The sequence below is a fragment of the Streptosporangium sp. NPDC051022 genome, assembly GCF_040683035.1.
Taxonomy (GTDB): Bacteria; Actinomycetota; Actinomycetes; order Streptosporangiales; family Streptosporangiaceae; genus Streptosporangium.
This window is the reverse complement of the sequence record NZ_JBFBCF010000026.1, coordinates 11,960-22,515: the sequence shown is the minus strand read 5'-3', so window position 1 is coordinate 22,515 and position 10,556 is coordinate 11,960. Positions and strand designations below refer to the sequence as shown.

The following is a 10,556-nucleotide window of genomic DNA, read 5'->3' as shown; positions in this document are numbered from 1 at the left end:
CCCGGTCGCCCCGCCGGACGGCGTGGGCGAACAGTCGCGGGACGGACCCACTTCGGGTGGGCCCTCCCGAGTATTCCGTCAGCCCTCCGACGGCGAGGAGGATTCGATCGGGACACGCCTGCCGCCCTGATCTTTCTCAGCGAGTCTGACGCTGACCTTCAGAACCCCCTTGTCGTAGACGGCCTTGATATCGCTTTCGTCCACCCCCGAGGGCAGGGTGACCGAGCGGGTGAAGGCGCCGTAGCGAAACTCCGTCCGCTGCTGCTCCCTGTGCTCGTCCTGCCGTTCGGCGTGAATGGTCAGGATGCCGTTGGACACGGTGATCTCGACGTCCTTCTCGGGATCGATGCCCGGCAGCTCGGCCCGCAGTACGTAGTGACCGTCCTCTACGTAGTCCTCGAACTTGATGGGTTGTGCCGCTGCCGGCCGCAGGGCCGCGAAGGGAAGGTCCAGCCAGTCGAACAGTTCGGGGACGAGTCCTCGCTGCTCACGGCGCATGGGCGTGCTCATGAGTTCCTCCCGGTCTCTGTGAGACTTCCTCTCCTTCCCATCTCACTCCTCGCGGGGAACCGGCACAGCGGCCATAGGTCCCTGATTCCTCAATCTTTCGGCCGCCGGCCTTCGAGCCCGGGGCCGCTCGTCCGGAGCCTCAGTCGAAGCCGGCCCCGAATGCCCCGCCCATAGACTCCAGGCCGGATCGGCCCATCATGTGCGGGCCTCGCCCCATGCCGGGCCCCATATCGCCCGGCCCACGGTGGCACGGACCCCGCTCGTCGTTCCCCCCGCCGGGCGGACCCATCATGCACGGACCCGGGGTGGGAGCGGTCTCTCCCCGGCTTCCCAGCCAGGCGGCCGGCCGGGTGATCTCGGACGACCGGGCCTGCCCGATCCGTGGCCCCACTGCCTGGAGCGCGTCCTGGAAACCGCCGGGGGCGCCGCAGGCCGTCAGGACTGCGCCGACTCCCAGGGCCGCGGCCGCGAGACCCACGCGGCGAGCGGGAGAACTTGATGTGGCCATGACATCTCCCTCGAGAGGGTTCTCCCGTCCGGTGCGTGGCCGGACAGGAGCGGATTCGTGGTCCGGGTGGGCGCGCCCGCCCGGGAAGGCGAGAGGACGTCCTCCAGAAGGCGCCGGTGTCTCACAGGACCCCCTGGCGGGACGGGACGACGGCGACGGGGCAGTGGGCACGGTGCAGGACACCGTGGCTGACCGAACCCAGCGCGGCGGCGCGAAGCCCTCTCAGGCCTCGCGAGCCGACCACGAGGAGGTCTGCGGCGCGCGAGGCGTCGACGAGGGCGGGCACCGGGTGACCGCAGAGCATGGTTTCCGCCACGTGGACATCGGGGTGCTTGTCACGCCACGGCGCCAGGCGTTGACGGGCCGTACGGGCTTCACCCTCGAACGTCTCGCTCAGCAGATCGGTGTAGCCGGCGGCGTGGGAGGCGAACGTCGGGGCCTGCCAGGCGTAGACGACGCGAAGCCGTGCGCCGCGCAACCGAGCCTGTTCGAAGGCGTACTCCAAGATGGCGTCGCCGTGGGCGGACCCGTCGTACCCGGCGACGATCTCGCCGTACACGGCGTGGGGCGCCTGACGCACGATGACCACGGGACAGTCCGCGTGGCCGGCGACCCCCAGGCCGACGGAGCCGAGGACCAGCCCGGCGAAGCCGCCCATCCCACGGCTGCCGAGCACGAGCGTGTCGGCGCTCTCGGTCTCGCTCTTCAGCCTTTCGGTCACGGCACCGATCACTTGGGCCGTTCTCACCCCGATCTGCGGCGCTCGTTCGCGGGCTCGACGCGCCGCCGCGGCGAGCACTTCGTCACAGTGCTCGCGCAGGGCGTTCTCCATGCCGGATACGCCGCGGAAGGGGAGATCACTCGCCCACGGCTCGCGTACGCACACGATCCTCAGGGGGACGTCCTTACGCGCGGCGTCGTCGGCGGCCCAGTCGACCGCCGCGTTGGCGGACGGGGAGCCGTCGGTACCGGCGACGATCTGTCGACTCATGGTTCTCTCCTTCGGTAGGCCCACGTCCCACCTCCATCCCACGCCCTGGACCGATCGATCGCAGCGGCCTGATGTCACCCGTTCGTGGGACTTCTGTCCCGTTTGGGGCGAGACCAAGGAGCATCTCTTCACCGGTGAATTACCAGGTCATGGATCTCGGGCCAGGACCACCGGCGGCTCGGCCCACACCGATGGGTGCCATCGGACCGGTTCGATGGGAGGACCCGGCAGGGAGGTTCCGAGGGGTCGGCTCACGGTGGGCGGGAGGAGGAGAACGCCGGGCGCACGGAGTCCGGAGCGGTGGTCAGGGAGAAGTAGGCCTCCTCCTCCTGGTCGAAGTGGAGCACCAGGACGGCGTACAGGCCGTAGAGGCAGGCACGCAGGTCGTCGAGCTGCTCGGGGCGCGGTCCTTCCGTCCCGGCGATGGTGAGGTGGCCGCTCAGGCGGCGGGCGAGGCGCTCGATCTCGGCATGCGCCCTGCTCATGGTCATCGTGACCTCCGGGCCGCCCAGGGCCTGTCCCATCGCCGGGTACAGCCGTTGCTCCTCGGCGCGTTCGTGGGGCAACAGGCGCTCGGTGAGAAAGTCGTGGACCTCTCGCAGTTGGTCGAGAGCCACCGCCGGGGGGCTCTGGCCCAGCCGGTCCGCCGTCTCGCGGATCAGTTCCAGGGGCGGCCGCAGCGTGGAGTGTTCCACCTCGAAGCGGCGCAGCAGGGACTCGGTCTCCGCGTCGACCGCCGTCCTGGTTCCCCTGGTGGGACGCAGCGCCCGCAGCGCGTTGAGGATCACCGTGACGTCGATGGCCTCCTGCAGGAGGGCTCCGGCCGCCGGGGGCAGCGCCCCGGCCGCGGCCACCGCCATGGCCAGCAGCGACAGTCCCATTCCGGCGGCGGCGCTCTGTACGGCGATGCGGCGGGAACGGCGGGCGACGTCCATGGCGTCGGCGAGCCGGTCCAGGCGGTCGGTGGTGAGCACCACGTCGGCGGCCTGGGCCGAGGCCGCCGATCCCCGGGCGCCCATGGCCACCCCGACGTCGGCGGCGGCCAATGCCGGGGCGTCGTTGATCCCGTCGCCCACCATCACGGTCACCGCCTCGGCCGCCTCCTGCCGTACCGCCTCCACTTTGGCCGCCGGCGTCTGCTCGGCCAGCACCCGGTCGACGCCGAGCACCGTGCCCACGCTCTCGGCGACCTCGGCCCTGTCTCCGGTGAGCATGATCACCTTTTCGATCCCGGTGGCGCGCAGCCGCCGCAGGGTCCGCGCGGCGTCGGCCCGTACGGCGTCGCGCAGCAGGATCACCCCGGCCGTCCGGCCGTCGACCGTGACCCAGACGGTCATGGCCCCGTCCAGCATGGCCCTGGCCCGCTGGGCGCGTTCCCATCCCGAGTCGGAACGGGCCGCCGCCTTGCCGACCTCTGTCCGGTGTCCCTCGACCAGTCCCGCGGTACCGGTGCCCGGCTTCTCGCGCACCTCGGCCGGCTGGGGCAGCCCGAGCCGACGCGCGCGGGCGGCGTCGACGATCGCGGCGGCGAGCACGTGGGAGGACATCTGGTCCAGTGCGGCCGCCAGGCGCAGCACGTCGTCGGCGTGGACGCCGGGCGCGGCCACGACGTCGACCACCTCGGGGCGTCCCGCGGTCAGTGTGCCGGTCTTGTCCAGGACGAGCGTGCGGGCCTGCCCCAGTCTCTCCAGCGCTCCCCCTCCCTTGACCACCACGCCGTGGCGCGCCGTACGGGACAGGCCTGAGGCGATGGCGGCCGGCGCGGCCAGCAGCAGTGGGCAGGGGGTGGCGACGACCAGGACCGCGACCGCCCTGACCGGGTCGCCGGACAGCAGCCAGGCGGCACCGGCCAGCAGCAGCGTCGCGGGCAGGAACCAGGCGGCGAACCGGTCGGCGAGCCGTACGACGGGGGCGCTACCGGCCTCTGCCTGGCGGGCCAGCCGTACCACTCCCGCGTAGGCGCTTTCGGCCGCGCTCCGGGTGGCCCGCAGGTCGAAGGCGGCACCGGCGTTCACCACGCCGCTGCGCACCCCCTGCCCGGCGGGACGCTCGACCGGCAGCGCCTCCCCGGTCAGCGCCGACTCGTCCAGCGACGCCAGGCCCTCGGCCACCACCCCGTCCACCGGAACGATCTCGCCGCCGGGTACCAGCAGCAGGTCGCCGGGGCGGACCAGACCGACGTCCACCAGGTGGGGCGTCCCGTCCTCGTAGCGGCGGGCCGAACGCGGGGCGCGTTCGTACAGGCCGGTCAGGTCACGGCGGGCCCGGCGCAGGGAGTAGTCCTCCAGTGCCTGGCCGGTGGCCAGCATCACCCCGATCACCGCACCGGCGAAATACTCCCGTACGGCCAGCGCCCCGGCCAGGGCGAGCACGGCGATGGCGTCCACGCCCAGCCTGCGCTCCCGCAGCGCCGACAGCACCTGCCAGAGCGCGGGAACCAGGGCCACCACGGTGACGGCCGCCCACACGGCGTCCCCGGCCAGGGCCGTTCCGGCGAGGTGAAGCGCGGCCCCGGCCGACAGCCCGGCCACGGTGACCACCACGAACGCGGTGCTACCGAACCTTCGCATGTTCTCAGCCTTCCCGCTGCGAACCGGCTCGCCCGGAAACGGGGTGACGCCGATCGGTCCTCCCCGCCGACGGCGCACGCGGGGCTCAGGACCGGACCACCGCCACCGGGCAGCGGGCGTGGTGCAGCACCCCGCGACTGACCGAGCCCAGCAGCGCGGAGGCGACGCCTCCCCTGCCGTGCGAGCCCACGACGACCAGGTCCGCCATGGCCGAGGCGTCGACGAGGGCGTCGACGGGGTGCGCGCTCTGGACGTCCTCCAGCACGGTCACCTCGGGAAACTTCTCCTGCCACGCGCTGATCTTGTCCCTGACGACCTGGAACTGCGCGCGGCGGATCTCGTCCATGTCGTAGACGATCTCCGGGGCGAAGGCGTGTACCGGCAACTGCCAGGCGTGAACGGCACGCAGAACGCCACCCCGCAGCCTCGCCTGCTCGAAGGCGAAATCCAGCGCGGGCTCACAACGCGGGTCGTCGTCGACGCCGACGGCGACCTCGCGGCGCGTCTGCTCGCCGCCGGGGCGGACGATGACCACCGGGCCGCGGGAGTGCCCGGCCACGCGGACGCTCACCGATCCGAGCAGGGCCCCGGTGAATCCGCCCAGTCCCCGGCTGCCGAGCACGATCTCGGTGGCGCCCCCGGCCTGCTCACACAGGGCCCGGACCACGTCACCCTGAACCACTTCGGTGTCCACCTCGACCGACGGCCGGCGGCGGCGCGCCACCTGCTCGGCCTCGGCCAGTACCTTCCTGCCGTTCACGACCAGGATTCCCGGCCACTCGGGCGTGGAGAAGCGGGCGATGTCGTAGGGGCCGCGCTCCACGACGTGCACGATCCGCAGCGGCACCCGCCTGCGGAAGGCGTCGTCGGCGGCCCATTCCACCGCCCGGGCCGCCTCCGACGAGCCGTCCACCGCGACGACGACCGGCACAAGGCCGTCGTGCGCCCCCGGAACCGGCGAACCGGTGGAGTTCGGCGCCATTTCGTCCTCCTCACGTACGGATCTACCATCAGGTCAAGCGTCGGCCACGGGAACGGAAGACCCCAGAGACGGCGGACCCATCGTTCAGGGACTTTGGACCCGTTTTCCCGCCGGTCCGCCGCAGCGGACGTCGCCGCACGCGCACCATGTGTCCTTCCCCGATCTCTCTTTCACCTGACTGTTCCCCGTGTCTTCCGCAGCGGCCGAAGGACCCCTCCACCAGGGACTTCCGCCTCTCCCCCCTTCCCTTCCCCGGCGGTGGAATGGGAGGGCGCGACAGCAGGCCCGCGAAGGCCTGTCCTCTTCTCGCTGGGAGATCCCGATGACCGGACACATGAGGACCCCGGGGGACCTGGGCCGCCGGGTGACCAGGCGGCGTGAGGACCTGGGACTGACCCGCGACGAGCTGGCCGGCCGGGCCGGGCTCGACCCGCTGTACCTGGCGTACCTGGAGGAGAACCCCGCCGCCCCGCCGGTCGAGACCGTGTGCAAGCTGGCCACCGCCCTGGGCGTCGGCATCGCCGAACTGCTCGGCGGGACGGTGGACCTGCCTCCCGGCCGCGGCCGTCCCGCCGCGCGGCCAAGCCTGGAGAAACTCGACCCCGCCGAGTGCCTGCGGCTGATCTCTCCCGGTGGCGTGGGCAGGGTGGCCTTCAACGAGCCGGAGGGGCCGGTGGTCCTGCCGGTCAACTACGCGGTGCACGAGGGGGCGGTGGTCTTCCGCACCGCCTTCGGCGGCCCGCTCGACGAGCGCCTGCGCACCGGTGTCCAGGGGGTCGAGTTCAAGGTCGCCTTCGAGGTCGACCGGATCGACGACGCCAGCCGCGAGGGGTGGAGCGTGCTCATCCGGGGCGGCGCCCACCATGTCACGACCGGCGACGAACAGGCGGAGGCGCGGACCTCCGGCGTCCAGCCGTGGGCGGGCGGCGAGCGCGAGCTGTACGTCACGATCCTCCCCACGGAGATCAGCGGCAGGCGCATCCAGCACACCCTGTGAGGCCGCACGGCCGCCTCACGATCATGTGAGGACCGGCGCCTCGGCGACCTGCCCGGCTCACCTGACGACCGCGACAGGGCAGCGAGCGTGGTGGAGGAGTCCCCTGCTGACCGACCCCAGGATGAGGCAGCCGACCGTGTCGAGACCGCGGGACCCCACGACCAGCAGGTCCGCTCGCGCCGAGGCCGCCACCAGTGCCGGGACCGGAGAGGCGCACACCACGTCTTCGGCGACGCCGACCCCGGGAAACCTCTCCCGCCACGAGGCGAGCTGCCCGGCGGCCACCCCGCGCCGCTCACGGCGGACCCCTTCCAGGTCAAGGTGACTCTCGGGTACGGTTCCCGGCGACGACCGCCAGGCGTACACCGCGTGCAGCGGGCATCCGCGCAGACATGCCTGTTCGAAGGCGAACCCCAGGGCGGGCTCGCACACGGCGGAACCGTCGACGCCCACGACCACCTCGCCGTACGGCCCGGCGGCGCTCGATCTGACGACCACCACGGCGCCGCGCGCATGACCCGCCACGCGCAGGGGAACCGAGCCGAGCAGTGCTCCGGCGAAACCCCCCATCCCCCGGTGGCCGACCACCAACTCGACGGCCGTCTCCGCCTGCTCACGCAGGACCTCCGGCGGTGCGCCCTCGATCAGCTCGGTGGACAGGCGGATCTCCGGTTCCTGTTCCGCCGCCGAGGCGGCCGCCTCGGCGAGCATCGTCTCTCCGAGACGCCTCAGGTGAGCCGCCCGCTCCGGCGCGGGGAATCCGAGAAGGTCGTGCGGCCAATGGTCCACGACGTGCACGATCCGCAAGGACAGTCCCCTGCGGGCGGCGTCGTCGACCGCCCACCTCAGAGCCGTCGCCGCGGCGGCCGAGCCATCGGTTCCGACGGCGATCGATTCGGTCATGGCTCCTCCTCTCTTCCATGGGACCGCGCCGGAAGGGACCTCTCCAGGGGCGATCGCCCCCGGAGGCCGGGACCTTGGCCCCTGACGGAGATCGGACGATCTTCCGACGAAGGTCCCGGGACACAGGGCCGATCAGCCCTGACGACTGCGGCGCGCGGCGCCGTACCGTGCGGGTGAAGGGGGTTCGGCATGTCGTTCTCCGCAACCGTGGACCTCGGCCGGATCGACGCGGTGATCTTCGACACCGACGGGGTCATCACCGACACGGCCAGGGTGCACGCCGCCGCCTGGAAACAGGTGTTCGACCCCTTCCTGCGCGAACACGCCGAGCGGTCCGGCGAGCGGTTCCGGCCGTTCGGCACAGGCGAGGACTACCTGCGTCACGTCGACGGCAAATCCCGCCGCGACGGGGTCGAGGACTTCCTCCGCTCCCGGGGCGTCACACCGGCCCCCGAAACCGTGACCGCTCTCGCCGCGCGCAAGGACGCCGCCTTCCTGGCCGAGATCCGCCGGAACGGTGTGGCCGCCTTCCCCTCGACCGTCGAGGTCGTCCGGGAGCTCCGGCTCCGCGGGGTGCGCACGGCCGCCGTCTCGGCGAGCCGCAACTGCGCGCGGGTGCTTCACACGGCGGCGGTCGACCACCTGTTCGACATCCGGGTCGACGGCGTCGAAGCCGCCCGGCTGGGGCTGGCGGGAAAACCCGATCCCGCGCTGTTCCTGCGGGCGGCCGGGGAACTCGGGGTGGCGCCGGAGCGGACGGCGGTGGTCGAGGACTCCCTCGCGGGCGTGCGGGCGGGCAGGCGGGGCGGGTTCGGCCTCGTCATCGGCGTCGCCCGGCACGGCCCGCGGGACGCGTTGCGGGCGGCTGGAGCCGACGTCGTCGTCGGCGATCTGGCGGAACTCCGATTGGGCGGGAGAAGAAGTGGACCCCTGGCTCCTCACCTATGACGGTTACGATCCCGCCCAGGAAGGACTGCGGGAGTCGCTGACGACGCTCGGCAACGGCTACTTCGCGACCCGGGGAGCCGTGCCCGAGGCGCGGGCCGACGGGGTGCACTATCCCGGCACCTATGTCGCGGGCTGCTACGACCGGCTCGTCTCGCGGGTCGCGGGCCGTACGGTGGACAACGAGGACCTGGTCAACGTCCCGAACTGGCTGCCACTGACCTTCCGCGCCGTCGACACCGGCGACGACGGCGACGGCGACGGCGACTGGTTCGCCCCGGAACGCACCGAGATCCTCACCGGTCGCCGCTTCCTCGACATGCGCGCGGGGGTGCTGACCCGCCTGCTGCGGGTCCGTGACCCGCAGGGGCGGATCACCCGGGTGGAGCAGCGGCGGCTGGTCTCGATGGACGATCCGCACCTGGCCGCCCTGAGGATGACGATCGTTCCGGAGAACTGGAGCGGGACGCTCCAGGTCCGCTCGGCACTGGACAGGCGGGTCACCAACTCCGGGGTCGCCCGTTACCGGGGCCTGGCCGACCGGCACCTGGTGCCGATCCGCTCGCACGCCTCCCACGGGGTGATCGAACTGCTGACGCGGACCGCCACCTCCCGCGTGGAGATCGCCCTGGCCGCCCGCACCACCCTGACCGGGGGCCGCGGCCAGGTCGTCTCAGAAGCGTCCGAGGAGGGGTGGGTGAGCGACGAGCGAACCGTCGAGGTGGCGACGGGCGAGGAGGTCGTCGTGGAGAAGGTGGTGGCCCTTTACACCTCCCGGGATCGGGCCATCGCCGAGTGCGAGGCGGCGGCCAGGACCGCGGTGGTGCGGGCCGGTTCCTTCGAGGCGCTGCTGAAGCGACACGTGCGGGCCTGGGACCGGCTCTGGCAACGGGCGCACGTACCGGCCGAGGACGTCGACGTCCAGCAGATCCTCAACCTGTACGTCTTCCACCTGCTGCAGACCACCTCCCCGCACCTGGCCGAACTCGACGCCGGATTGCCGGCCCGCGGGCTGCACGGCGAGGCCTACCGGGGACACGTGTTCTGGGACGAACTGTTCGCCTTCCCCTTCCTGGCCCCGCGTTTTCCCGAGGTCACCCGGGCGCTGCTGCGCTACCGGTGGCGGCGGCTGCCCGAGGCGCGCTGGGCCGCCCGCGTCGCCGGGCACACCGGCGCGATGTTCCCCTGGCAGAGCGGCAGCGACGGCCGGGAGGAAACCCCCCGCCTGCACCTGAACCCCCGCTCGGGGCGCTGGCTGCCCGACCACTCCCACCTGCAGCGCCACGTCGGGCTGGCCATCGCCCACAACGTCTGGCAGCACTACCTGGCCACCAAGGACACCGCCTTCCTCGCCGGGTTCGGCGGCGAACTGCTGGTGGAGATCGCCCGGTTCTCCGCCTCCCTCGCCGTACGGGAAGGCGACCGATACGCCGTCCGCGGCGTGATGGGCCCGGACGAGTATCACGACGGCTATCCGGACCGTGCCGAGCCGGGCCTGGACAACAACGCCTACACCAACGTGATGACCGCCTGGCTGATGCGCCGCGTCCTGGACACGATCTCCCTGGTCGGTGCCGAGGGGGTGAGCCGGGAGGAGATCGACCGCTTCACCGGCATGGCCGGGCGGATGCGGGTGGACTTCCACGACGGGGTGATCAGCCAGTTCGAGGGATACGAGGCCCTGCGGGAACTGGACTGGGCCGCCTACCGGGAGAAGTACGGAGACATCCGGCGCCTTGACCGCATCCTGGAGGCCGAGGGCGACACCCCCAACCGGTACAAGGCATCCAAGCAGGCCGACGTGCTGATGCTGTTCCACCTGCTGGGCGAGGACGGGCTCACCGAGGTCCTGACCGGCCTGGGCTACGAGTGGGATCCGGCGATGACGGCCCGCACCGTCGACTACTACCTGGCCCGCACCTGCCACGGATCCACACTCAGCGCGGTCGTCCACGCCGGGGTCCTGGCCCGCCTGCGCCCCGGCGCGTCCCACCCCTTCCTCGTCGAGGCACTCAACAGCGACGTACGAGACCTGCAGGGCGGGACCACCGCCGAAGGGATCCACCTCGGCGCCATGGCCGGAGCCGCCGTCCTGTTCGAGACCTCCTGAGGGGCTCCCCGTGCCCGATGAGGTGAGTCGGCGGTAAAGC

At 72.3% G+C, this 10,556-nt stretch carries 8 protein-coding genes; 3 read left to right on the top strand and 5 right to left on the bottom strand.

From position 1 onward, the window contains the following. Positions 1-78 precede the first annotated feature (78 nt). The 4 genes from AB0N02_RS33150 to AB0N02_RS33135 all read right to left on the bottom strand — a co-directional run bounded on the left by AB0N02_RS33150 (position 79) and on the right by AB0N02_RS33135 (position 5,561). Positions 79-510, bottom strand: coding sequence for an Hsp20/alpha crystallin family protein (locus tag AB0N02_RS33150; RefSeq protein WP_363954464.1), 432 nt, complete (start codon positions 508-510; stop codon positions 79-81). 629 nt (positions 511-1,139) lie between these two features. Next, positions 1,140-2,009: a universal stress protein gene (locus AB0N02_RS33145; RefSeq protein ID WP_363954463.1), complete on the bottom strand. Its 870-nt coding sequence runs from the start codon at positions 2,007-2,009 to the stop codon at positions 1,140-1,142. Positions 2,010-2,260: 251 nt separating this feature from the next. Then, positions 2,261-4,579 (bottom strand): heavy metal translocating P-type ATPase, encoded by a 2,319-nt coding sequence (locus tag AB0N02_RS33140; RefSeq protein WP_363954461.1) that lies wholly within the window; start codon positions 4,577-4,579, stop codon positions 2,261-2,263. Positions 4,580-4,664: 85 nt separating this feature from the next. Then, complete coding sequence (locus AB0N02_RS33135) at positions 4,665-5,561, bottom strand: universal stress protein (protein ID WP_363954459.1); 897 nt, start codon at positions 5,559-5,561, stop codon at positions 4,665-4,667. 322 nt (positions 5,562-5,883) lie between these two features. Here AB0N02_RS33135 and AB0N02_RS33130 point away from each other — a divergent pair, with 322 nt between their 5' ends. Then, positions 5,884-6,558 carry a pyridoxamine 5'-phosphate oxidase family protein gene (locus AB0N02_RS33130; protein ID WP_363954457.1) on the top strand — a complete coding sequence of 225 codons (675 nt, stop codon included), beginning with the start codon at positions 5,884-5,886 and terminating at the stop codon, positions 6,556-6,558. Positions 6,559-6,615: 57 nt separating this feature from the next. Here AB0N02_RS33130 and AB0N02_RS33125 read toward each other — a convergent pair whose 3' ends face one another. After that, positions 6,616-7,461 (bottom strand): universal stress protein, encoded by an 846-nt coding sequence (locus tag AB0N02_RS33125; protein ID WP_363954455.1) that lies wholly within the window; start codon positions 7,459-7,461, stop codon positions 6,616-6,618. Between the two features lie 189 nt (positions 7,462-7,650). On the opposite strand from AB0N02_RS33125, the gene AB0N02_RS33120 reads away from it, so the two are divergent. Then, positions 7,651-8,409: a beta-phosphoglucomutase family hydrolase gene (locus AB0N02_RS33120; RefSeq protein WP_363954453.1), complete on the top strand. Its 759-nt coding sequence runs from the start codon at positions 7,651-7,653 to the stop codon at positions 8,407-8,409. Continuing rightward, on the top strand, positions 8,384-10,516 hold the full coding sequence (locus AB0N02_RS33115) for a glycoside hydrolase family 65 protein (RefSeq protein ID WP_363954451.1): 2,133 nt from the start codon (positions 8,384-8,386) through the stop codon (positions 10,514-10,516). The genes AB0N02_RS33120 and AB0N02_RS33115 overlap by 26 nt, the downstream gene beginning before the upstream one ends. The last annotated feature ends 40 nt before the right edge of the window (positions 10,517-10,556 follow it).

Excerpts from the sequence above, each read along its gene's own strand:
- AB0N02_RS33150 (WP_363954464.1), bottom strand. The coding sequence starts at position 510 with ATGAGCACGCCCATGCGCCGTGAGCAGCGAGGACTCGTCCCCGAACTG.
- AB0N02_RS33145 (WP_363954463.1), bottom strand. The coding sequence starts at position 2,009 with ATGAGTCGACAGATCGTCGCCGGTACCGACGGCTCCCCGTCCGCCAAC.
- AB0N02_RS33140 (WP_363954461.1), bottom strand. The coding sequence starts at position 4,579 with ATGCGAAGGTTCGGTAGCACCGCGTTCGTGGTGGTCACCGTGGCCGGG.
- AB0N02_RS33135 (WP_363954459.1), bottom strand. The coding sequence starts at position 5,561 with ATGGCGCCGAACTCCACCGGTTCGCCGGTTCCGGGGGCGCACGACGGC.
- AB0N02_RS33130 (WP_363954457.1), top strand. The coding sequence starts at position 5,884 with ATGACCGGACACATGAGGACCCCGGGGGACCTGGGCCGCCGGGTGACC.
- AB0N02_RS33125 (WP_363954455.1), bottom strand. The coding sequence starts at position 7,461 with ATGACCGAATCGATCGCCGTCGGAACCGATGGCTCGGCCGCCGCGGCG.
- AB0N02_RS33120 (WP_363954453.1), top strand. The coding sequence starts at position 7,651 with ATGTCGTTCTCCGCAACCGTGGACCTCGGCCGGATCGACGCGGTGATC.